Source organism: uncultured Stenotrophomonas sp., from assembly GCF_963519925.1.
Classification (GTDB): Bacteria; Pseudomonadota; Gammaproteobacteria; order Xanthomonadales; family Xanthomonadaceae; genus Stenotrophomonas; species Stenotrophomonas maltophilia_AE.
In genome coordinates this window covers 1-20,814 of record NZ_CAUQPH010000037.1, presented here as the reverse complement: position 1 = coordinate 20,814, position 20,814 = coordinate 1, and the positions used below count along the sequence as shown (strand labels likewise).

Sequence of the window (20,814 nt, the reverse complement as noted above, 5' to 3'; positions counted from 1 at the left end):
TCAGGCGTTGGGCAGTACGGTCATAGGCCATTGTCCCACTCCCGCCGCGCTACCGGTAGCCATCGATGACAGCCCCTGCTTCCCCGACCGCGCCCGCGCGCGGCGTGTACCTGATCACCCCCGACGAACCCGATACCGCCCGCCTGCTGGCGCGCGTGGCGCCGCTGCTGGCGGCAGGCCCGACCTGGCTGCAGTACCGCAACAAGAGCGCCAGCGCCGCCCTGCGGCGGGAACAGGCGCTCGCCCTGCAGCCGCTCTGCGCTGCCCACGGGGTGCCGCTGATCATCAACGATGATCCGGCGCTGGCCGGCGAGGTCGGCGCCGCGGGCGTGCACCTGGGCGGCAGCGACGGCGACATCGGTGCCGCCCGCGCCCTGCTCGGCCCGGACGCCATCATCGGTGCCTCCTGCTACGACCAGCTGGACAACGCCGACCGCGCCATCGCCGCCGGCGCCAGCTACGTGGCCTTCGGCGCCTTTTTCCCCACCACCACCAAGATCACCAGCAGCCGCGCCCACCCCGACCTGCTGCGGCAAAGCGCCGCACTTGGCGTGCCGCGGGTGGCGATCGGCGGGCTGACCCCGGACAATGTGGGCCCTCTCATCGACGCCGGCGCCGACCTGGTGGCCGTGGTCAGTGGCGTGTTCGCCGCGCCCGACCCGGTCACCACGCTGCGTGCCTACCTCGCCCGTTTCCAGGAAGCTTCCGCATGAACCACGACCAGTCCCACGCCCTGTTCACCCGTGCCCAGGCGCTGCTGCCGGGCGGCGTCAACTCGCCGGTGCGCGCGTTCAAGTCAGTGGGCGGCGAGCCGTTCTTCGTCGAGCGCGCCGACGGCCCGTACCTGTACGACGTCGACGGCAACCGCTACATCGATTACGTGGGTTCGTGGGGCCCGATGATCGTCGGCCACAACCACAGCGCCGTGCGCCAAGCAGTCAAGCACGCGATCAACAACGGCCTGTCGTTCGGCGCCCCGTGCGCGGCGGAAGTCACCATGGCCGAAACCCTGACCCGGCTGGTGCCCTCGTGCGAGATGGTGCGCATGGTCAACTCGGGCACCGAGGCGACGCTGTCGGCGATCCGGCTGGCGCGCGGCGCCACCGGCCGCAACCGCATCGTCAAGTTCGAGGGCTGCTACCACGGTCATGGCGACTCGTTCCTGGTCAAAGCCGGCAGCGGCATGCTGACCCTGGGCGTGCCGACTTCGCCCGGCGTGCCGGCGGGCCTGAGCGAACTGACCCTGACCCTGCCCTACAACGATTTCGAGGCGGCCACGGCGCTGTTCGCCGAACAGGGCGCGGACATCGCCGGCCTGATCATCGAGCCGGTGGTGGGCAATGCCAACTGCATCCCGCCGCGGGACGGCTACCTGCAGCACCTGCGCGACCTGTGCACCCAGCACGGCACGGTGCTGATCTTCGATGAAGTCATGACCGGCTTCCGCGTGGCCCTGGGTGGCGCGCAGGCGCACTACGGGATCACCCCGGACCTGACCACGTTCGGCAAGATCATCGGCGGCGGCATGCCGGTGGGCGCCTACGGTGGCCGCCGCGAATTGATGTCGCAGATCGCGCCGGCCGGCCCGATCTACCAGGCCGGCACGTTGAGCGGCAATCCGGTGGCCATGGCCGCCGGGCTGGCGATGCTGGAGCTGGTGCAGGAACCGGGCTTCCACGACCGTCTGTCCGCCGCCAGCGCGCGCCTGTGCGCGGGGCTGGAAGCGGCGGCCGCCGACGCCGGCGTGGCCGTGACCACCAACCAGGTGGGCGCGATGTTCGGGCTGTTCTTCACCGACCAGAAGGTGGAGACCTACAGCCAGGCCACTGCCTGCGACACCGCGGCGTTCAATCGTTTCTTCCACGCGATGCTGGACCGCGGCGTGTTCCTGGCGCCGTCGGCCTACGAGGCCGGGTTCCTGTCCAGCGCGCACGATGACAGCATCATCGATGCGACGCTTGAAGCCGCCCGCGAAGCGTTCAAGGTGGTTGCGGCGGGGTGACGCGGATTTGCCGCGCTGCGCGCGGTTCCGGCCAACGGCCGGGGCTACGAATTTTTACGTAGCGGTTGGGATCGGGATCAATCGACCATGGGCCCGTCGGGTGCAATGGGTGGACCGTCCCTCGGTAGCGCCGGCCGTTGGCCGGCCCGAGAAGGTATACCGACCAACGGTCGGTAGCTACCGGAAAATTCATCTTCAGTTGAAGATGAATTTTCCTTTCATCATTGCGAAATGCCCGGGGAAGGAGCAGAAGAAGGTGTAATCGCCGCCCTTGCGCAGTGCTGCGGTGGAGAACGTCACGCTGGTGCTCTGCCCACCGCCGATCACCGCCGTATGCGCCAGCACGCGCGGGTCTTTCTTCGGCAGGTAGCTGTCGGCCAGGGTCATCCGCATGCCGGCCATCGCCACCGGCTGGTAATCCACCGTTTTCGTCAGCACCCAGTTGTGGCCCATCGCCGTGGCGGCCAGCCTGCCGGTGTGGCGCAGGGTCAGCTTCACCTGGCTGCAGTCCGCGGCGACCTTGATCTCCCTGCTGCTGAAGCTCATCTGGTCGGTGCTGTCCAGGTTGATCGCGCATACGCGCGCCTGAGCGGCCGGCGCCAGCGCCAGACCAGCCAGCATCACGGGAACAAACAGTTTCACGGCGTTCTCCATCCTTCAGTCACTGCAATTCTAGGCAGCTCGACGCAGGGCGTGGTGCGACGGGATGTCGCAGCGACGCCCAGCAGTGCGGTAACGTCGGCTGTCGCTTCGCACATGAGTGGAACATGCCGGTTGCCTTGGACTGCCTGCTGCTGGATTTCGATGGCGTGCTGGTCAACTACGCGCGGCACCTGCGTGTGCGCCACGTGGCCGAGTCCTGCGGATGCACGCCCGCACAGGTGCACGCGGCACTGTTCGACAGCGGACTGGAACAGCAGTTCGATCTGGGACTGGACAGCACGCGCTATCTGCAGCAACTGGGCGATGCACTCGGCGTGACCATCAGCCTCGCCCAATGGCAGGACGCGCGCATCGCGGCCTCGCCGCCGCAGACCGGCGTGGTCGAGCGCGTGCAGCGCATCGCGCAGGTGATGCCGATCGCCATCCTCACCAACAACGGCGCACTGATGGCGCAGACCATTCCGCGCATCCTGCCCACGCTGGCCCCGATGCTTGAAGGACGCATCCTGTGCAGCGGCGAACTGGGCGGCCGCAAGCCAGACCCGGCGGTGTTCCTGAAAGCGGTGGAACGGCTCGACGCACGTCCCACCCGCACCCTGTTCGTCGACGATCTGTTCGTCAATGTGCGCGGCGCCCGCCTGGCCGGGCTGCACGCCGATACCGCGAACGACAGCCGTAGTTTCGGCAAGCTCATGCACCGATTCGGCATCGATGCCTGATGCAGGGCAGCCGACTAACAGTCGGCTCTACCCCCCAACGGGACGGGAACGCCAACGTGTAGAGCCGACGTGTAGAGCCGACTGTTAGTCGGCTGCTCTTAGTCGGCTACCGTCAGTCAGCTGCCCTTCCTCAACGCGACGCGACGAACGACTGCACCGCAGCCCGCAGCCGCTTAAGCCCTTCGGCAATCTCTTCATCGGTGATGTTCAACGCCGGCACGAAGCGCAGCACGTCCGGCCCGGCCTGCAGCGTCAGCAGCCCATGTTCGGCAGCGTGATCCAAGATCGCCCCGGCCTGCCCGGCAAAATCCTTGTCCAGCACCGCGCCCAGCATCAGGCCGCGGCCGCGCACCTGGCTGAATACCTTGAACTCGTCATTGATGTTCCCCAGCCCATCGCGCAGCGCCTGCGACTGGCGGCTCACGTTGCGCGCGATCTCCGCCGAGGACAGCTTGCGCAGCGCCACGCGCGCCACCGCCGCCGCCAACGGGTTGCCGCCGAAGGTGGTGCCGTGCGCACCGAACTGCATGGTCTCGGCCACCTTCGGGCCGGCCAGCATCGCGCCGATCGGGAAACCGCCGCCCAGCGCCTTGGCCAGGGTCACGATGTCCGGCTTGACCTCGTCCTGCCAATGCGCGAACAGGGTACCGGTGCGGCCCATGCCCACCTGGATCTCGTCGAGCACCATCAGCGCGCCGTGCTGGTCGCACAGCTCGCGGATGCGCTTCATGAAGCCCGGCTTGGCCGGCATCACCCCGCCTTCGCCCTGGATCGGCTCCAGCATCACCGCGGCCACGTCGCCGGCGGCCATCGCCGTTTCCAGCTGCACCTCGTCATTGAAGTCCACGTAGCGGAAGCCACCGGGCAGCGGCTCGTAGCCCTCCTGGTACTTCGGCTGCGCGGTGGCGGTCACCGCCGCCAGGGTGCGGCCGTGGAAGCTGCCACGGAAGGTCACGATCACCCGCTGGTGGGCGGGACGGCCCTGCGACGAGGCCCACTTGCGCACCAGCTTGATCGCCACTTCGTTGGCTTCGGCGCCGGAGTTGCACAGGAACACGCGCTCGGCGAACCGGGACGCGGTGACCAGTTCTTCAGCCAGGCGCAGCGGTGGCTCGCTGTAGAACACGTTGCTGGTGTGCCACAGCTTGCCGGCCTGCTCGATCAGCGCCGCTTTCAGGTCCGGGTCGTTGTGGCCCAGCCCGCACACCGCGATGCCGGCGGCCAGGTCGATGAACTCACGGCCCTGGTTGTCCCAGACGCGGGCGCCCTGGCCGCGCTCGAGCACCACCTGGCGCGGCTTGTACACCGGCAGGTAGTAATGCGACAGGGACAGGAGCGGGTCGGGGGCAGCAGCGGTCATGGCGGTCAGGGGTCCGAGGGGTCCGGGAAGGGGGTCCATTCTCCCCCTCCACCGGCTGGGGCACAATGCGGCCCATGCACCCCCTGCGCGCCCCCCAGCTGAACCCCGCCACCGAGTCCGGCTGGCGCCGGACCTGGTTCGACATCATCTACCGGCACGACACCCGGCCGTCGCGCAATTTCGACCTGCTGCTGGTGTACGCCATCATCGCCAGCGTGCTCGTGGTGATGTTCGACAGCGTGCAGCGCTTCCACATCGAACATGCCAGCTGGCTGTACGTGGTCGAGTGGGGTTTCACCCTGCTGTTCACCGCCGAGTACCTGCTGCGGCTGGTGGTGGTGAAGCGCCCGCTGCGCTACGCCTTCAGCATCTGGGGGATCATCGACCTGGCCTCGATCCTGCCAACCTACCTGTCGCTGTTCATCCCCGGCGCGCAGAGCCTGCTGGTGGTGCGCGCGCTGCGCATCCTGCGCGTGTTCCGCATCCTCAAGCTGACCCGCTACATCGAAGAGAGCGGCGTGCTGATGGAATCGCTGTGGCGCAGCCGGCGCAAGATCCTGCTGTTCCTGTTCACGGTGATCACCATCACGATCATCGCCGGCACCCTGATGTACGTGATCGAAGGGCCGAACCATGGCTTCACCAGCATTCCCAGTGCGATGTACTGGGCGGTGGTGACGATGGCCACGGTAGGCTTCGGCGACATCGTGCCGCAGACCGTACTGGGCCGCTTCGTCACCTCGGTGCTGATCCTGATCGGCTACAGCATCATCGCCGTGCCCACCGGCATCTACACCGCGGAGCTGGCCAATACCATGCGCGATGCCGAACGCGCGTCCAAGCGCGATGCGCGCGGGTGCCCGGCATGCGGGCTGGAAGGGCATGAGCCGGATGCACGCCATTGCCGCCAGTGCGGTGAGCGGCTACCGGAGCCGATGAACACGTAGAGCCACGCCCTGCGTGGCTGCTCTTCGTATGGGATCATGGCGTCGGACGGGCGGTTGGGAACGGAAATCCTGCGTCTGCGGACGCCTTTCCGTGCCGCGCGCGGTTGCCACGCATGGCGTGGCACTACGCATTTTTTCGTGCGCAGTACGATGACGACAGCCAAAGCGGGGCGCCGTGGCGCGCGATTGTGGGAGCGGCTGCCGGAGCCGATGGACAGGTGGCGGCACGCGCGCTCGCGTCAAGGTCTCAAGGATTGAATCGCGAAAGCAATCGCTGCTGGATGGACGTAGCCTCCACTTGTCCACCACCATACGAAATCGTCGCGCATGATCACTCCCATTTCTTCACTCGCCGGCGCCTCACGTGCGGAGCCCCGTTCGCTTGTCGCGGCCCCAGCTGCCGCTTCAAGGGCCGGCCCCGACACACTCAGCAACGTATCCGTGACGTGCGCGCTACCGCATCACACCGCATCGACCCAGGCGTCGCTGTCGTACTCAGCGCATCTGGCAGAGTACGAACGTCAACGACTGCAGGATTGCCTGAAAACAATGGCAAACGTCGCCAAGCTGGAAGCCAACATGTCTGCGGTTCGCAACTCCATCGCAGAGGTAATGACCGACCGCGGCAAGAGTTTCACCCAGGCGTAGGCCAGCGCCTGATCAATCCAGGAACAGATCCGGCATCAACGGCCGTGTCGGGTCTACGGCGTATCCACTCAGGTCAGTGATGCCGGCCTTCGCGAGTACCTCGTCATCCAGCAGGAAGTGACCGCTGAAGCCCGCGGCGTCGCGGGTCAGGACCGCGTGCGCGGCATCTGCCAGGATCTCCGGCGTGCGGCAACCGCCCACGTCCACGCCGGGAATCATGTTGATCGCGTCGGTGGCGATCACGGTGCGGGGCCACAGCGCGTTGACGGCCACGCCCTGCGGGCCGAATTCGGCTGCCAGGCCCAGGGTGACGAAGCTCATGCCCATCTTGGCCAGCGTGTAGCCGGTGTGCGGGCCCCACCATTTCGGGTCCAGGCTCGGCGGCGGCGCCAGGGTCAGGATGTGCGGATTGGGCGCCTGCAGCAGGTGCGGCAGGCAGGCCTGCGCGCACAGGAAGCTGCCGCGTGAATTGACCTGCTGCATCAGGTCGAAGCGCTTCATGGGCGTATCGAGCGTGCCGCGCAGCCAGATCGCGCTGGCGTTGTTGACCAGGATGTCGATGCCGCCAAAGGTATCCACGGTGGCGGCAACCGCCGCGCGCACCTGGTCCTCTTCGCGGATGTCGCATTTCAGCGCCAGGCCCTGCCCGCCGGCCGCGGTCACTGCCTCGGCGGCGCTGTGGATGGTGCCGGGCAACTTCGGATTGGGCACCGCGGACTTGGCCGCGATGGCCACGTTGGCGCCATCGCGCGCGGCGCGCAGGGCAATGGCCAAGCCGATGCCGCGCGAGGCGCCGGTGATGAACAGGGTTTTCCCTTTCAGACTGGCCACGAGATGACTCCCTCGATTCATGGTCTCCCAGTATGCCGCGACAACGCGCAACAAGTCGGCACTTGACGATAGCCACATCCCGATTACCACTGCCAGGTACCTGCCGTACGCCATTCCCGCTGTCAGCCGCCCGTCTTTACGCTGCTGGTTCTTGCCACTGCTTGACAAGGCGGTCCGTCCGAGCCTGCCGCAACCACGTCCGAGGAGAGCGGGTCCGTTGCCTGGCCCGCGCAGTCGGCCGCCGACATCGGCACAGTACAGATCAGGCAGGACGTCGCGCCAGGGGCAGCATCATCCGCCAGGCAGGGGGCGGCCAGCGACGCTTTCAGGGCATTCCCGTCATCCAGCTTCATCGCCCAAGCCAAGCATTCGCATGGCGGGGACTGCGGCTTGCCTGATCTGGGCCTCGTCGCGGTAGTGGGGATACTCCCACTGATCGCGCGGATAGGGACTGAACCAAGCGACCTCATCAAAGAGATGATCCAGACAGGTGTACAGCTCATCCGGCAAGCCGGCCTTGTTAATCTCCAGGTTCCAGAGACTCTCAAAGAACCGACAGAATTCCTGAGCGCTCATCCGCCCACTTTCCAGCCCGAGGAGCGCACCTGCAAGGCGCTTCAGATCATCGTCCATCTATCGAGCTCCTTTGAAGAGGGCGTGCTCGACGACATTATCCACTTCATTTACGAGCACCTCATAGCTCCCCGTCGTCAGCTTTCCCTCCAACTACCGCGCCATATGGCTCGTAGTCGTAACGCGCGATCACCTCGCCTTGCTCGTTTGTTTCAGCCACGATTGAACCTAACGGATCTGTGTGGAAGTAGGTGAACGTTTGAGCTCTTGCCGTTGAACTGAGCAGCGAGATGCTGAGGAATGCACAGCACATCACTCCGAGAAGAGCCCCCCTTTTCAGAGCAAGCACAACGTGGCCTGTCGACATTAGATCTCCTTTCACCGCGCCGCCGGCGGTGTTACCTACAGATGCTGCAGCAGGGAGAACCTAGCAAATCAGGTCTGGAATTGAACGAAGAAAAGTTCGATTGACTCATCAATTCCAATTGAGTCACTCGATCACTTGATTGCCGAGCACTGGGGTGCACGTCGGAAGCCCAACGCCACAGGAGTCGCTCACATAGCTCAAACTCCTTCCCAGGGAATAGTCCCGGAGATTTTCGGGCTGGCCTGGTCCGAGCTATGGGGAGGCGCAACCAAATCGCCAAGTCACGGCTTCGGGCCCTGCCCTTCGTTGTCTTCCCAATGCAGGATCTTCCGGGTCACCACCCGGTACACCGGCTTGCCGGTGCGGAACCACAGGTCGCGTACCCAGGAGTGGCGTTTGAGCACCCGTTTTTCCACCGGGGTCAGCGATTCGCGGCAGTACATGCGCTTGTGCTTGAGCAGGTGGCGCAGGTCTTCGCGAGCGAGCAGGCGCATCCAGCGCGAGCGCGGGTTGCCGATCACCGCGAGCTGGAAGTCGATCAGCGCCGGGCTGCCATCTTCGCGGACCAGCCAGTTGGCTTCCTTGGCCAGGTCGTTGTGGGCGACGCCGTGGCGGTGCACCTTCTGCAGCAGCCGGCGCGCGGCGCGGAAGTAGGCCAGGTCGCCGCGCGGCGGGCGCTGGTACATGGCGTCGCCGGCCATGAAGCTGCGGTCCAGCCAGCGGCCGTTCCACGCCAGCAGCGCCGGAGTGTCGGGCATGCCGTCCAGATGCGCCAGCGCGCGCGCTTCGCGCCGGGCCAGCCACCAGGCCGGCAGGCGCAGCCACCACGGGGTGGCGCCCAGGTCGCGGCGGACGAAGCGCCGGCCGCCCTCTTCCATCAGCAGGATGCGGCCGAAGCTGTCGGCTTTCAGGGCCTGGGAGGCGGGCGGGAGCGGTCGATTCATGGCCGACATTCTAGGCGGCGGATCAGGTTCATTGCCGACAGCCCATGCACATTGGCTGCCGCTGGCCGGGAGTCAGTCACTTTGCCCCCTCTATAATCCCCCGATGGACTCGTCATGGATCGATGCCACGCTCGCGTGGATATCAGCTCACCCGGTACTCGCCGGCGCGGTCATCTTCCTCATCGCCTTCTGCGATGCGGTGATCGTGCTGGGTGCGATCGTACCTGCCCTGCCCCTGCTGTTCGCGGTGGGCGTTTTCATCGGCCTCGGGCAGATCTCCGGACCGTACGCGGTGGCGTGCGCGGCGCTGGGCGCCTTCGCCGGTGACGGGATCAGCTACTGGATCGGCCGGCGCTGGGGCGACCGGCTGCGCGGGGTGTGGCCGTTCAGCCGTTACCCGCAGCTGCTCGACCGCGGCGAGACGATGTTCCGCCGCAACGCCTTCAAGAGCATCCTGGTGGCGCGCTATGTCGGCGCGATCCGTCCGTTCGTGCCGGCCATTGCCGGGATGATGGACATGCCGGCAATGCGCTACATGCAGGCCAGCGCCATTGCCAGCATTTCCTGGGCGGTGCTGTTCCTGGCGCCGGGCTGGGTGCTGGGCGAAGCCTACGACGCCGTGGCCGCCGTGGCCGGGCGACTGGTGCTGGTGCTGGCCCTGGTCGGCGTGCTGATGGGCGTGGTCTGGGCGATCGTCCTGTATGGCTATCGCTGGTCGGCCGCGCGCATGGACAGCTGGCTGGCCAGCCTGCTGCAGTGGTCGCAGCGCCATCCCACGCTGGGCCGCTACTCGGTGTCGGTGTTCGACCCGCAACGCCGCGAGTCGGTGCCGCTGGCGATGCTGGCGCTGATGCTGCTGCTGCTCGGATGGGGCTGGTTCGCGCTGTTGACGGTGGTGGTCGCGCACGGCGAACCGCTCAGCCTGGACCTGGCCGTGCACCAGGCCATGCTGGCCCTGCGCAACCCGCTGGCCGACTACCCGATGGCGGCGCTGGCCTCGCTCGGTGCGTGGCAGGTACTGCTGCCGCCGACCCTGGTGACCATGGGTTACCTGGTCTGGCGCCGACGCTGGATGGCCGCCGCACACTGGCTGGCCGCACTGGCGTTCGGCCTGGCCCTGACCCGGCTGCTGGGCGCCACGGTGGACGTGGTACGGCCGCCGGATGCGAGCAGCGGCTTCGGCTTCCCGTCGGTATCGGTGACCATGGCCACCATCACCTTCGGTTTCTTCGCGGTGCTGATCGCGCGTGAGCTGCCCGGGCGGACGCGGGTCTGGCCGTACCTGTTGTCGGGCATCATCGTCAGCCTGATCGGCTTCGCGCGGCTGTACCTGGGTGCGCATTGGTTGAGCGACGTGGTCGGCGGCATGCTGTTCGGCATGTTCTGGCTGCTGGTGCTGGGCATCGCCTATCGCCGCCGTTTCAACCGCTCGTTCTGGGTCAAGCCGGTGTCCTGGCTGTTCTACGGCACCTTCGCGGTGGCCGCGCTGTGGTATGCGCCGCGCAACACCGAGTTGAAGCTGCAGCGCTTCGAACCGGCGCAGCGGGCGCCGGCCAACCTGGCGGCGCAGGCGTGGTGGGACGGCCAGTGGCGCACCCTGCCCTCGCGGCGCAATGAGTTCGACGACGACCAGCGCTGGCCGCTGGACGTGCAGGTGGCCGGGCCGCTGGCACCGCTGCGCGAGCAGCTGGAACGCCAGGGCTGGCGCGCGCAGCCGCAGGCCGGCTGGGAACAGGCGCTGGTGATGCTGGACAAGTCCGCCACCGAAGACGAGGTGCCGGTGCTGCCGGCCACCCTGGACACCCAGGTCGAGTCGCTGTTGATGCTGCGCCCGGGCAATGCGCCGAATGAGATCTTCGCGCTGCGCCTGTGGCCGGCGTCGGCCCAGCTGCAGCCGGGCGGCCAGCCGCTGTGGCTGGGCAGCGCGCAGACCCTGCATTACCAGCAGCACGTCCACCTGATCGGCATGTGGCGACCGATGCGCGGCATCGACCCGTCGTTGAACGCGGTGCGCGAGGCGCTGGTCGGGTTGCCGCAGGAAGTGGGGACGCACCCGGAGACCGGCATGCCGGTGCTGCGGGTCAGGACGTATTGAGGGATCACGACCAACGGTCGTGATCTACCGGGGGGGTCATTGCCCGGTCGCGTTACCAGTTCTCGTCGATGGGGGTTGCGTTGGCGGGCATCCAGCGCAGCAGCGCGTCCAGGCGCTGGTGCGGGTCGTCCATCTGCAGCAGCTGCAGGCGCTGCGCTTCTTCCAGCGGCAGCAGCTCGGCCAGCCGCCAGCCCACCCAGGCGGCCTGGTCCATCAGCGCAGGGTACGCCGGTGCGAACGCGGTGCCGGCCTGTTCGATGATGTGACCCAGCACGGTGGACAGCAGCGCGTGCTCCGGACGCAGTTCGTCGTCATGATCGGGCGGGCTCCATTCCACCTCGGCCATGATCAGGCCGTTGTCGCGCACCCGCACCTGGCGCACGTGGAAACGACGATGCCCGCGCAGGCGCAGCACCAGTACGCCGTCGGCGCCCATGTCGAAATCATCGATGCGCGCTTCGACGCCGTGCGCCGCCGGCGTGGCCGGATCGCCCACCTCGTTGCCGTCCAGGATCATGCAGACCCCGAAATGCGTGTTGTTGCGGCTGCACTCGCGCAGCATGTCCAGGTACCGCCGCTCGAACACGCGCAGCCCGAGCGCGGCCCCGGGCAGCAGCACGGCATGCAGCGGGAACAGCGGCAACGTGGCGACGGAATCGGTCATGGCCGGTTGCTCAGCGCGCCTGCAGCTGGGCCAGGAAGCGGCGCGGTGCGCCGTCGAAGCCGCCGTTGGACATGAACACCACGTGGTCGCCAGGCTGCACGATCGCGCCCAGTTGTCCCAGCAGTGCGTCGGTATCGGGCACGGCGTGCGCTTCACCGCGCACCGCGGCAATCACCGAGGCCGCATCCCAGGCCAGCTCGGGACGGTGCAGGAACACCACGGCGTCGGCCAATGCCAGCGAAGGCGCCAGCGCGTGCGCGTGTGCCCCCAGCCGCATCGAGTTGCTGCGCGGCTCCATCGCCACCACGATGCGGCGGTCGCCGACCTTGGCGCGCAGCCCCTGCAGCGTGGTCTGGATGGCGGTGGGATGATGGGCGAAATCGTCATACACGGTGATCTCGTCGGCCACGCCGATCACTTCCATGCGCCGCTTGACGCTGCGGAACTGCGCCAGCGCCGGGATCACGCTGGCCGGCGCGACACCCACCGCGTGCGCGGCCGCCAACGCCGCCAGGCCGTTGAGCACGTTGTGGCGGCCCAGCAGAGACCAGCGCACTTCGCCCAGTGCCACGCCGCGGTGGTGCACCACGAAGGCGCTGCCGTCGGCGTTGACCAGCTCAGCATGCCATTCCAGGCCGGGGTCGAAGCCGAAGCGCTCCACCGGGGTCCAGCAGCCCATCGCCAGCACCTCGGCCAGGTGGGCGTCCTCGCCATTGACGATCAGCCGCCCGCGCGCGGGCACGGTGCGCACCAGGTGGTGGAACTGGCGCTGGATCGCGGCCACGTCGGGGAAGATGTCGGCGTGGTCGTATTCCAGGTTGTTGAGGATCGCCACCAGCGGCCGGTAATGCACGAACTTGCTGCGCTTGTCGAAGAAGGCGGTGTCGTACTCATCGGCCTCGACCACGAATTCGCGGCCCTGCCCCACCCGTGCCGACACACCGAAATCTTCGGCCACGCCGCCGATCAGGAAGCCCGGTTCGCGGCCGGCGGACTGCAGCAGCCAGGTCAGGATGGTGGTGGTGGTGGTCTTGCCATGGGTGCCGGCCACGGCCAGCGTGTCGCGGCCCGGCAGGACCTGTTCGGACAGCCACTGCGCACCGGAAATGTAACGCTGCCCGGCATCCAGCACCGCTTCCACGGCCGGGTTGCCGCGCGACAGCGCGTTGCCGACCACCACTTCGTCGCAGTCGCTGCCGACGCTGTCGGCCCGGTAGCCCGGATCCAGGGCGATGCCCAGCTGCTCCAGCTGGGTGGACATCGGCGGGTAGATCGCCTGGTCGCTGCCACGGACCGTATGGCCCAGTTCCCGCGCCAGCGCGGCCACGCCGCCCATGAAGGTGCCGGCAATACCAAGAATGTGGATCGTGCTCATCACCCGATTGTCGCCTATCGCCAACACCAGCGGGTAGCGCCAGGCGCTGCCTGGCTGCGAACAGCGAGCGAAAAGGATGTCGAGGTGTAAGGGAATCCCCGATAGCGGGCTACTGTGAACACGTACACAATTCATCGCGCCAGCCGCAGTACCCCCGATGGTCCTACTCCCCAAGAGGCCATCCCCAGGGGGGCTCATATTGTGGGGCTCTGAGCAGGCCCGATCGCTGGCGCTCTACACCGCACGCCCGGTTCCGATAGGACCGGGCGTGCGCGTGTAGGTTGTCAGGCCTTGATCGCCGCGTGGATGCGGGCTTCCACTTCTTCCAGCCCGCCCACGCCATCGACGCGCGCCAGCGTGCCGCGATCGGCATAGAAGTCCACCACCGGCGCGGTCTGCTCGGTATACACGCGAAGACGCTGGCGCACCGATTCGGGACTGTCGTCGGCGCGGCCCTGCTCCTGGGCGCGGCCGGCAATGCGCTCGACCAGCAGTTCGCTCGGTACATCCAGCTGCACCACCGCATCCAGCGGCTGGCCGATCTTCGCCAGCAGGGCGTCCAGCGCATTGGCCTGGGCCACGTTGCGCGGATAACCGTCCAGGATGAAGCCCTTGGCCACGTCCGCCTGGCCCAGGCGCGATTCGAGCATGCCCAGCAGGATGTCGTCGGACACCAGGTTGCCGGCATCCATCACGGCCTTGGCCTGCTTGCCCAGCTCGGTGCCGGCGGCCACTTCGGCCCGCAGCAGGTCACCGGTGGAAATGTGCGCAATCTCGAGGTGTTCCTTCAGGCGCGTCGCCTGTGTCCCCTTGCCCGAACCGGGCGGTCCCAACAGAACCAATCGCATCAACCTGACTCCAACTTGGTAAAAAACGGAAGGGCGCGCGTCCCGGGATTGTCCACAATCACGCTGCACCGCAATACACGCACTTTACCTCATACCGGTAATGTCCCTGCAATGTCCTTCCCCCCGAAAAAGGTCCAGTCATGTCCAAAGGTACCCTGCTCTACGCCCAGTCAGGCGGCGTCACTGCCGTCATCAACGCCACCGCCTCGGCGGTGATCGGCACCGCCAGGGCCAAGGGAATCAAGGTCTTGGCGGCGCGCAACGGCATCCTGGGCGCCCTGCGCGAGGAGCTGATCGACACCTCGAAGGAGTCGGCCGCGGCGATCGCGGCGCTGGCCCACACCCCGGGCGGCGCGTTCGGCTCATGCCGCTACAAGCTCAAATCGCTGGACGCCGACCGCGCCCGCTACGAGCGCCTGCTGGCGGTGCTGCAGGCGCACGACGTGCGCTGGTTCCTCTACAACGGCGGCAACGATTCGGCCGATACGGCCTGGAAGGTGTCCCAGCTGGCCAAGGCGTTCAACTACGACCTGACCTGCATCGGCGTGCCCAAGACCATCGACAACGACCTGGCGGTGACCGACACCTGCCCCGGGTTCGGATCGGCGGCGAAGTACACCGCCGTGTCGGTGCGCGAGGCGGCGCTGGACGTGGCGGCCATGGCCGAAACCTCCACCAAGGTGTTCGTTTACGAGGCCATGGGCCGGCACGCGGGCTGGCTGGCGGCGGCGGCCGGGCTGGCCGGAAATGGACCGGACGAGGCCCCGCACATCATTCTGCTGCCCGAGCGCGCCTATGACGAGGCCGCGTTCCTGGCCAAGGTGAAGCAGGTGGTGGAACGCGTGGGCCACTGCGTGGTGGTCGCCTCCGAAGGCATCCAGACTGCCGATGGCCGCTTCGTGGCAGATGCCGGCGGCGGCAAGGACTCGTTCGGGCACACCCAGCTGGGCGGCGTGGCCTCGCAGCTGGCCGCGCGGGTCAAGGACGCGCTTGGCTACAAAGTGCACTGGACCCTGCCCGACTACCTGCAGCGGTCTGCGCGCCATATCGCCTCGAAGACCGACTGGGAACAGGCGCAGGCCGTGGGCAAGGCGGCGGTGCAGTACGCACTGAAGGGCCAGAACGCGGTGATGCCGGTGATCGTGCGCAGCAGCGACGCGCCCTATCGCTGGAAGATCGAACCGGCACCGCTGCACAAGGTCGCCAACCACGAGAAGAAAATGCCGGCCGGCTTCATCCGCCGCGATGGCTTCGGCATCACCGACAAGGCACGCGCCTACCTGTCGCCGCTGATCAAGGGCGAGGCCCCGCTGCCCTATGGCGCGGATGGGTTGCCGAAGTATGTGACGCTGAAGAACGTGGCGGTGAAGAAGAAGCTGCCGGCGTTCGAGGCGTAAGGTCAGCGACAGGCGGCGCCTTCCACCGCCAGTTGTGCGGCGAACATGGGGATCTGCGCCGTCTTGCCGGCGGCGGCCTGCTTCTTCGCCTCCTCCAGGTAGATGCGCGACTGGCCCTGGCCGTCCAGCTGCGGCTTCTGTTCCACCGGCAGGCGCCACACCCGCACCACCGCCTGCTGCGCGGGGCACGCCGCGCTGGGCACGCGGATCACGTCGTTGAGTTTCCAGCCCTTGGCTACGCTGGGCTGGGCTTTTTCGAAGTCGACGAAACGGGCGCGCGGCTGGCACTGCTCGCTGGTGCGGACCACGTTGAAGCGGTAGGGCTGGGCGGGGTCACCGGTGAAGCTGCCTTCCAGGCGGGCGCAGGCTTCAGGAATCTGGCGCAGGGTGTGCACGGTATTGACCGCCTGCGGCGTGCCGGTCGGGCGTTGCAGTTCGGGGGTTTCGGCGGCGAACGTGGTTGCGCAGGGGAGCAGGGCCAGCAGGATGAGGTGGCGGGGGGACATGTGGGAAGCCTCCGTTGGGGTGGAGGTGAGGGTGGCTTGGGGGGGATGAACGGTGTGGCAAGGGGGTGGGCTGCCGGGGCGGGTGGGTGTGCGCGAACCGCGGAGCCGACCAACGGTCGGCGCTACAGCCTCGTGCGACCGGCGGCTGGGGCTCGCCATGCGGTCCGGCGCATGCGATGGGCAGAACGTGGCATTTCATTGCATACTCGGGGGGCGCTCCAGGATTGCTGAACAAAGCCACACGCTTGATGACCGGGTACGGTCTGAACGGGTTGGTCCATCGTTGCAGCCCGTTGTGCCCCCCCACGTGGTGAGGTTCGTCCGTCGACTGGATGCCATCCATCACCCGGGAGGGGACATGCTGGAACGTCATGGGCTTTCACTTGCGTTGTTCTGCGCCATTCTTGCGATTCTCTACGGCATCGTTTCGGCACGCTGGATTCTCCGGCAACCGGCCGGCAATGCCCGCATGCAGGAAATCGCCGCCGCCATCCAGGAAGGCGCGCGCGCCTACCTCAACCGCCAATACCTGACCATCGGCATCGCCGGCGTGGTGTTGTTCGTGCTGGTCGGGTTCTTCCTCAGCTGGTACACCGCGATCGGCTTCGCGATCGGTGCGGTGCTGTCCGGCGCGGCCGGCTACATCGGCATGAACGTGTCGGTACGCGCCAATGTGCGTACCGCCGAAGCGGCACGCCATGGCCTCGGTGCGGCCATGGACGTGGCGTTCCGCGGCGGTGCGATCACCGGCATGCTGGTGGTCGGGCTGGGCCTGCTTGGGGTGGCCGGGTATTACGCGCTGCTGCTGCGCCTGGGGCTGGACACCGGCGCGGCGCTGCATGCGCTGGTCGGGCTGGCGTTCGGCTCGTCGCTGATCTCGATCTTCGCCCGGCTTGGCGGCGGCATTTTCACCAAGGGCGCCGACGTCGGCGCCGACCTGGTGGGCAAGGTCGAGGCCGGCATTCCCGAAGACGACCCGCGCAACCCGGCGGTGATCGCCGACAACGTCGGCGACAACGTCGGCGACTGTGCCGGCATGGCCGCCGACCTGTTCGAGACCTACGCGGTGACGGTGATCGCCACCATGCTGCTGGGCAGCCTGATGATCGCCGAGGCCGGGCGCAATGCGATCCTGTACCCGCTGGTGCTGGGCGGGGTGTCGATCATCGCCTCGATCATCGGTGCGCTGTTCGTCAAGGTGAAACCAGGCGGCTCGATCATGGGTGCGCTGTACAAGGGCGTGATCGTGTCGGGCGTGCTGGCCGCGATCGCGTTCTACCCGATTACCCTGCAGTTGATGCCGGACAACGCGCATGGTGCGTTCAACCTGTACCTCTGCGCGCTGATCGGACTGGTCCTGACCGGGTTGATCGTGTGGATCACCGAGTACTACACCGGGACCCAGTACAAGCCGGTGCAGCACGTGGCACAGGCTTCCACCACCGGGCATGGCACCAACATCATTGCCGGGCTGGGGGTGTCGATGAAGTCGACCGCGCTGCCGGTGATCGCGGTGTGCCTGGCGATCTGGCTGGCACACCTGCACGGCGGGCTGTACGGCATCGCCATCGCGGCCACCGCGATGCTGTCGATGGCCGGCATGATCGTGGCGCTGGACGCGTACGGACCGATCACCGACAACGCCGGCGGCATCGCCGAAATGGCCGAACTGCCGCCGGAAATCCGCAACATCACCGACCCGCTGGATGCGGTGGGCAACACCACCAAGGCGGTGACCAAGGGCTATGCGATCGGGTCCGCGGCGCTGGCCGCGCTGGTGCTGTTCGCCGACTACACCCACAACCTGCAGGCGGCGAACCCGGGCGAAGTATTCGCGTTCGACCTGTCCGACCACACGGTGATCATCGGCCTGTTGATCGGCGGCCTGATCCCCTACCTGTTCGGGGCCATGGCAATGGAGGCGGTCGGCCGCGCCGCCGGGGCGGTGGTGGAGGAAGTGCGACGGCAGTTCCGCGAGATTCCCGGGATCATGCAGGGCACCGGCAAGCCGCAGTACGACCGCGCGGTGGACATGCTGACCCGTTCGGCGATCCGCGAAATGATCGTCCCCTCGCTGCTGCCGGTGGTGGTGCCGGTGGTGGTCGGGCTGCTGCTCGGGCCGCGCGCGCTGGGCGGGCTGCTGATCGGCACCATCGTCACCGGGCTGTTCGTCGCAATCTCGATGACCACCGGCGGCGGCGCCTGGGACAATGCCAAGAAGTACATCGAAGACGGGCATTTCGGCGGCAAGGGCAGCGAAGCGCACAAGGCGGCGGTGACCGGCGATACCGTCGGCGATCCCTACAAGGACACCGCCGGGCCGGCGATCAACCCGTTGATCAAGATCATCAACATCGTGGCGCTGCTGCTGGTGCCGTTGCTGTAGCGGTCAGGGTGCCCGAGGCTGGCCGTCAGCGCTCATGCGAATTCCAGTTCGACATGGTCGTGCACGCTGCGGAACGCCGCGTTGGCGGCCTCGATCACCTGCTGCTCTTCGGCGTCGGTCAGCTGCACGCTGTCCAGCGCTGCGGTGAAGGCACGCCAGTGGCGTGCCGCACCATCGGGATGCGCGGCCAGGTGCCGCGCGCCGAAATCCGCGTCCAGGCCCAGCTGAGCCGCCATCTTGTAGAGGACGGTGCCGCCCAGGTTGGAGCCCTCGGCCACGTACAGCCAGCCCAGCGCCGCCGCCAGCGGCAGGTCCGGGTCCAGCCGCATCGGCACCGGCTCCGGCAGGATCTGTTCCAGATCGCGCAGGTCGCGGGTCACCTCCGGCAGCCGCCGGCGTTCGGCAAGGTCCGGCAGCAGCGCATCCAGCGCGGCGTTGGCATACAGCGCGTCGATATCGCGATGGAAGCGGTACTGCACGCGCAGGAAGCGGGCAAAACGGTCGCGGTCGGCGAAGATGTCGCCGGCCATGATGCGTTTGTCCAGCGCGCCGTGGCTGTCGCGGGTAGCGGCCTTCAGGCGTTGGCTGCGGGTGGCTTCAAGGGTCTCGGGGGCGTTCATGGCGTTCTGGCAGGAAAGGTTGGCAATGCCGCGCAGCGCACGACACAGGGGTAAGACGCCTGCCAAGCAGACTACCGCAAGCGGGATGGACGGGTGGGCCTGCTCCCCCATTCCGGCGATGCCATCATCACTTCGGGGTGTTGATAATGGCGCATTCTTCCGCCCCACCCAGGATTGCCATGATGGACACCACCGAATCGCGCATGACCACGTTGTTCGAACAGCTGGGCCTGGAGTCCAGCAACGAGGCCATCGCCGCGTTCATCCTCGGCCACCAGCTGCCGGCCGACGTCAAGGTCACCGAGGCGACGTACTGGAGCGCGGCCCAGCGTCAGTTCCTCGGCGAACAGTTGAAGGAGGATGCCGACTGGGCGATCGTGGTCGATGAACTCAACGAAGCGCTGCATGCCGATTCGGTGGCGCGCTAGTACCGCCCCGCCCTACGTCAATCGCGCGGGCGACGTACCGCACGCAGCTTTCCGCTGCGCCCGCCGCCGGCATAGAACACGCCGTCACCGTCCGACTCCAGGCCACTGACATGCATGCCGTCGGGCATCTGCAGGCGCTCGAGCACTTCACCGCTGATCGGGTCCACGCGGCGGATGTCGCTGCGTTCGCCGTCGTCGGTGCCGTGCCAGAGCTGGCCATCGACCCAGGTCACGCCGGTGACGAAGCGGTCCGATTCGATCGTGCGCAGTACGCGCCCATCGGCCGGATCGATCTGGTGGATGCGGCGGTCGCGGTACTGGCCTACCCACAGGCTGCCTTCAGCCCAGGCCATCCCGGAGTCCGCGCCACCGCCGGGCGCGGGGATCGAGCCCAGTACCTCACCGGTCCGTGGGTCGATCCGGTCGATCCGCGCCTCGGCGATCTGATAGAGGTGGGTTCCATCGAAGGCGGTGCCGGCGTCGCCTGGCACCGCCAGCGACTGCACGGTGCGGCCGCTTTCCGGGTCGATCGCCAGCAGTTCGGCGCCCACGGCGGCCCAAACGTGGCGGCCATCGAAGCTGACCCCGTGCACGGCTTCGGCGCCTGCGAAGGGGCCGTACTCCCGGATCACATCGGCAGTGGTCGTGTTCATTCCCGCATCTCCTGGCACGTCGGAAGGGGTGCCTGGCAACGACACTAGTCGCCTGGCAGCGAAGCTGGGAGTAACAAGATCGTCGTGAATCCCACCCGCGGTGCACCGAGCCAGCGCTGTGCACGTCCGCGGCCGTGGCTGCGTACCCGCTGCGCCGCCTCCAGCGCTGCCAGCTCGCGCTGCACGGTGCGCTGGCTGGCGCCCACGGCCAGCGCCAGCGCCGAGGTGGACCAGGCCGCACCATCGCCCAGCAGCGCTTCCAGCGCCGCCGGCTCTCCCTCCCGCGGCGGCGCCAGCACCGCCACATCGACGCCGGGCGGCGCCCGCAAGCGGTAACCGATGTCGGTGGCATCGATATGCAGCAGGTCCTGCAGCGCCACGCGCAGCCGCCCCACCTCCACACGCAGGCGCGCACGGTGGGTGTGGTCACCGGCCCCGGTGCGGAATACCTCGGCAATCAGCAGGTCGCGGTCGACATCGGCCGGCCAGGCCCGGCCGAGCGCATGCAACAGCGCGAACAACAGAGGGCGACGTGCCAGCGGGCGCCAGCGTCCATCCGACCACACGCCACGGCGGCAGCCGTCGATGACGCACGCTGGCGAGTCGAGCAGGCGCTGTACGGCGGCAAGGTCCAGGGCGGCGTCGCTCGTGCCCTGAAGCCTGCGAGCGGCAGGCTGCGAGAGCTGTCTGCGGGCCTGGGCCACTTCGCTCTGCAGCGCCGCGATTCCCGATGCGCGGGCGGCGCCCTCGGCATGCTCGAGCGCGGCCAGCGCGCGGGGCATCTGCAG

General features: G+C 67.5%; 20 protein-coding genes and 1 pseudogene. 9 read left to right on the top strand and 12 right to left on the bottom strand.

Going from position 1 to position 20,814, the window contains the following annotated elements:
• Positions 1-65: 65 nt before the first annotated feature.
• Positions 66-713 carry a thiamine phosphate synthase gene (gene thiE, locus RWO33_RS09210; protein ID WP_314104520.1) on the top strand — a complete coding sequence of 216 codons (648 nt, stop codon included), beginning with the start codon at positions 66-68 and terminating at the stop codon, positions 711-713.
• Positions 710-2,002 carry a glutamate-1-semialdehyde 2,1-aminomutase gene (hemL, locus tag RWO33_RS09205; protein WP_314104518.1) on the top strand — a complete coding sequence of 431 codons (1,293 nt, stop codon included), beginning with the start codon at positions 710-712 and terminating at the stop codon, positions 2,000-2,002. The genes thiE and hemL overlap by 4 nt, the downstream gene beginning before the upstream one ends.
• Positions 2,003-2,197: 195 nt before the next feature.
• Here the strand turns inward: hemL and azu are convergent, their stop codons facing one another.
• Complete coding sequence (azu, locus tag RWO33_RS09200; RefSeq protein ID WP_314104547.1) at positions 2,198-2,623, bottom strand: azurin; 426 nt, start codon at positions 2,621-2,623, stop codon at positions 2,198-2,200.
• 146 nt (positions 2,624-2,769) lie between these two features.
• On the opposite strand from azu, the gene RWO33_RS09195 reads away from it, so the two are divergent.
• Complete coding sequence (locus tag RWO33_RS09195; protein ID WP_314104517.1) at positions 2,770-3,384, top strand: HAD-IA family hydrolase; 615 nt, start codon at positions 2,770-2,772, stop codon at positions 3,382-3,384.
• Between the two features lie 130 nt (positions 3,385-3,514).
• Here the strand turns inward: RWO33_RS09195 and RWO33_RS09190 are convergent, their stop codons facing one another.
• On the bottom strand, positions 3,515-4,744 hold the full coding sequence (locus tag RWO33_RS09190) for an acetylornithine transaminase (protein WP_314104515.1): 1,230 nt from the start codon (positions 4,742-4,744) through the stop codon (positions 3,515-3,517).
• A 74-nt stretch (positions 4,745-4,818) separates the two neighbouring features.
• Here RWO33_RS09190 and RWO33_RS09185 point away from each other — a divergent pair, with 74 nt between their 5' ends.
• Positions 4,819-5,691, top strand: a complete 873-nt coding sequence (locus RWO33_RS09185) for an ion transporter (RefSeq protein WP_314104513.1) — start codon at positions 4,819-4,821, stop codon at positions 5,689-5,691.
• A 327-nt stretch (positions 5,692-6,018) separates the two neighbouring features.
• Complete coding sequence (locus tag RWO33_RS09180) at positions 6,019-6,339, top strand: hypothetical protein (protein WP_314104511.1); 321 nt, start codon at positions 6,019-6,021, stop codon at positions 6,337-6,339.
• Positions 6,340-6,351: 12 nt separating this feature from the next.
• Here the strand turns inward: RWO33_RS09180 and RWO33_RS09175 are convergent, their stop codons facing one another.
• From RWO33_RS09175 to RWO33_RS09165, 3 genes are all read right to left on the bottom strand, one after another.
• Positions 6,352-7,191: an NAD(P)-dependent oxidoreductase gene (locus RWO33_RS09175; RefSeq protein WP_314104509.1), complete on the bottom strand. Its 840-nt coding sequence runs from the start codon at positions 7,189-7,191 to the stop codon at positions 6,352-6,354.
• A 318-nt stretch (positions 7,192-7,509) separates the two neighbouring features.
• Positions 7,510-7,803, bottom strand: coding sequence for a hypothetical protein (locus RWO33_RS09170; protein WP_314104506.1), 294 nt, complete (start codon positions 7,801-7,803; stop codon positions 7,510-7,512).
• 588 nt (positions 7,804-8,391) lie between these two features.
• Complete coding sequence (locus tag RWO33_RS09165) at positions 8,392-9,054, bottom strand: serine/threonine-protein kinase (protein ID WP_314104503.1); 663 nt, start codon at positions 9,052-9,054, stop codon at positions 8,392-8,394.
• Between the two features lie 103 nt (positions 9,055-9,157).
• Between RWO33_RS09165 and RWO33_RS09160 the strand changes: the two genes are divergently transcribed.
• Positions 9,158-11,149, top strand: coding sequence for a VTT domain-containing protein (locus tag RWO33_RS09160; protein WP_314104501.1), 1,992 nt, complete (start codon positions 9,158-9,160; stop codon positions 11,147-11,149).
• A gap of 52 nt (positions 11,150-11,201) precedes the next feature.
• Here the strand turns inward: RWO33_RS09160 and RWO33_RS09155 are convergent, their stop codons facing one another.
• The 3 genes from RWO33_RS09155 to RWO33_RS09145 form a co-directional block, all read right to left on the bottom strand.
• Positions 11,202-11,813 (bottom strand): LON peptidase substrate-binding domain-containing protein, encoded by a 612-nt coding sequence (locus tag RWO33_RS09155; protein WP_145479286.1) that lies wholly within the window; start codon positions 11,811-11,813, stop codon positions 11,202-11,204.
• 10 nt (positions 11,814-11,823) lie between these two features.
• Positions 11,824-13,188 carry a UDP-N-acetylmuramate:L-alanyl-gamma-D-glutamyl-meso-diaminopimelate ligase gene (gene mpl, locus RWO33_RS09150; RefSeq protein WP_314104497.1) on the bottom strand — a complete coding sequence of 455 codons (1,365 nt, stop codon included), beginning with the start codon at positions 13,186-13,188 and terminating at the stop codon, positions 11,824-11,826.
• 284 nt (positions 13,189-13,472) lie between these two features.
• Complete coding sequence (locus tag RWO33_RS09145) at positions 13,473-14,036, bottom strand: adenylate kinase (RefSeq protein ID WP_314104494.1); 564 nt, start codon at positions 14,034-14,036, stop codon at positions 13,473-13,475.
• A gap of 140 nt (positions 14,037-14,176) precedes the next feature.
• Between RWO33_RS09145 and RWO33_RS09140 the strand changes: the two genes are divergently transcribed.
• Positions 14,177-15,433 carry a 6-phosphofructokinase gene (locus RWO33_RS09140; protein WP_145479283.1) on the top strand — a complete coding sequence of 419 codons (1,257 nt, stop codon included), beginning with the start codon at positions 14,177-14,179 and terminating at the stop codon, positions 15,431-15,433.
• A gap of 2 nt (positions 15,434-15,435) precedes the next feature.
• On the opposite strand, the gene RWO33_RS09135 is transcribed toward RWO33_RS09140, so the two are convergent.
• Positions 15,436-15,939, bottom strand: a complete 504-nt coding sequence (locus tag RWO33_RS09135) for a hypothetical protein (protein WP_145479282.1) — start codon at positions 15,937-15,939, stop codon at positions 15,436-15,438.
• Between the two features lie 358 nt (positions 15,940-16,297).
• On the opposite strand from RWO33_RS09135, the gene RWO33_RS09130 reads away from it, so the two are divergent.
• Positions 16,298-18,325: a sodium-translocating pyrophosphatase gene (locus tag RWO33_RS09130; protein WP_314104491.1), complete on the top strand. Its 2,028-nt coding sequence runs from the start codon at positions 16,298-16,300 to the stop codon at positions 18,323-18,325.
• A gap of 32 nt (positions 18,326-18,357) precedes the next feature.
• Here RWO33_RS09130 and RWO33_RS09125 read toward each other — a convergent pair whose 3' ends face one another.
• Positions 18,358-18,945: a biliverdin-producing heme oxygenase gene (locus RWO33_RS09125; protein ID WP_314104488.1), complete on the bottom strand. Its 588-nt coding sequence runs from the start codon at positions 18,943-18,945 to the stop codon at positions 18,358-18,360.
• A gap of 182 nt (positions 18,946-19,127) precedes the next feature.
• Between RWO33_RS09125 and RWO33_RS09120 the strand changes: the two genes are divergently transcribed.
• Positions 19,128-19,373, top strand: a complete 246-nt coding sequence (locus RWO33_RS09120; RefSeq protein WP_145479279.1) for a DUF2789 domain-containing protein — start codon at positions 19,128-19,130, stop codon at positions 19,371-19,373.
• Positions 19,374-19,390: 17 nt separating this feature from the next.
• Here RWO33_RS09120 and RWO33_RS09115 read toward each other — a convergent pair whose 3' ends face one another.
• Both RWO33_RS09115 and RWO33_RS09110 read right to left on the bottom strand, forming a co-directional pair.
• Positions 19,391-20,026, bottom strand: a complete 636-nt coding sequence (locus tag RWO33_RS09115) for a PQQ-binding-like beta-propeller repeat protein (RefSeq protein ID WP_314104486.1) — start codon at positions 20,024-20,026, stop codon at positions 19,391-19,393.
• Between the two features lie 44 nt (positions 20,027-20,070).
• Positions 20,071-20,814 (bottom strand): annotated as a pseudogene (locus RWO33_RS09110) (helix-turn-helix domain-containing protein); the annotation flags it as partial.

Bases quoted from the DNA above. Each gene is read 5' to 3' on its own strand.
- thiE (WP_314104520.1), top strand. From the start codon at position 66: ATGACAGCCCCTGCTTCCCCGACCGCGCCCGCGCGCGGCGTGTACCTG.
- hemL (WP_314104518.1), top strand. From the start codon at position 710: ATGAACCACGACCAGTCCCACGCCCTGTTCACCCGTGCCCAGGCGCTG.
- azu (WP_314104547.1), bottom strand. From the start codon at position 2,623: ATGCTGGCTGGTCTGGCGCTGGCGCCGGCCGCTCAGGCGCGCGTATGC.
- RWO33_RS09195 (WP_314104517.1), top strand. From the start codon at position 2,770: ATGCCGGTTGCCTTGGACTGCCTGCTGCTGGATTTCGATGGCGTGCTG.
- RWO33_RS09190 (WP_314104515.1), bottom strand. From the start codon at position 4,744: ATGACCGCTGCTGCCCCCGACCCGCTCCTGTCCCTGTCGCATTACTAC.
- RWO33_RS09185 (WP_314104513.1), top strand. From the start codon at position 4,819: ATGCACCCCCTGCGCGCCCCCCAGCTGAACCCCGCCACCGAGTCCGGC.
- RWO33_RS09180 (WP_314104511.1), top strand. From the start codon at position 6,019: ATGATCACTCCCATTTCTTCACTCGCCGGCGCCTCACGTGCGGAGCCC.
- RWO33_RS09175 (WP_314104509.1), bottom strand. From the start codon at position 7,191: ATGAATCGAGGGAGTCATCTCGTGGCCAGTCTGAAAGGGAAAACCCTG.
- RWO33_RS09170 (WP_314104506.1), bottom strand. From the start codon at position 7,803: ATGGACGATGATCTGAAGCGCCTTGCAGGTGCGCTCCTCGGGCTGGAA.
- RWO33_RS09165 (WP_314104503.1), bottom strand. From the start codon at position 9,054: ATGAATCGACCGCTCCCGCCCGCCTCCCAGGCCCTGAAAGCCGACAGC.
- RWO33_RS09160 (WP_314104501.1), top strand. From the start codon at position 9,158: ATGGACTCGTCATGGATCGATGCCACGCTCGCGTGGATATCAGCTCAC.
- RWO33_RS09155 (WP_145479286.1), bottom strand. From the start codon at position 11,813: ATGACCGATTCCGTCGCCACGTTGCCGCTGTTCCCGCTGCATGCCGTG.
- mpl (WP_314104497.1), bottom strand. From the start codon at position 13,188: ATGAGCACGATCCACATTCTTGGTATTGCCGGCACCTTCATGGGCGGC.
- RWO33_RS09145 (WP_314104494.1), bottom strand. From the start codon at position 14,036: ATGCGATTGGTTCTGTTGGGACCGCCCGGTTCGGGCAAGGGGACACAG.
- RWO33_RS09140 (WP_145479283.1), top strand. From the start codon at position 14,177: ATGTCCAAAGGTACCCTGCTCTACGCCCAGTCAGGCGGCGTCACTGCC.
- RWO33_RS09135 (WP_145479282.1), bottom strand. From the start codon at position 15,939: ATGTCCCCCCGCCACCTCATCCTGCTGGCCCTGCTCCCCTGCGCAACC.
- RWO33_RS09130 (WP_314104491.1), top strand. From the start codon at position 16,298: ATGCTGGAACGTCATGGGCTTTCACTTGCGTTGTTCTGCGCCATTCTT.
- RWO33_RS09125 (WP_314104488.1), bottom strand. From the start codon at position 18,945: ATGAACGCCCCCGAGACCCTTGAAGCCACCCGCAGCCAACGCCTGAAG.
- RWO33_RS09120 (WP_145479279.1), top strand. From the start codon at position 19,128: ATGGACACCACCGAATCGCGCATGACCACGTTGTTCGAACAGCTGGGC.
- RWO33_RS09115 (WP_314104486.1), bottom strand. From the start codon at position 20,026: ATGAACACGACCACTGCCGATGTGATCCGGGAGTACGGCCCCTTCGCA.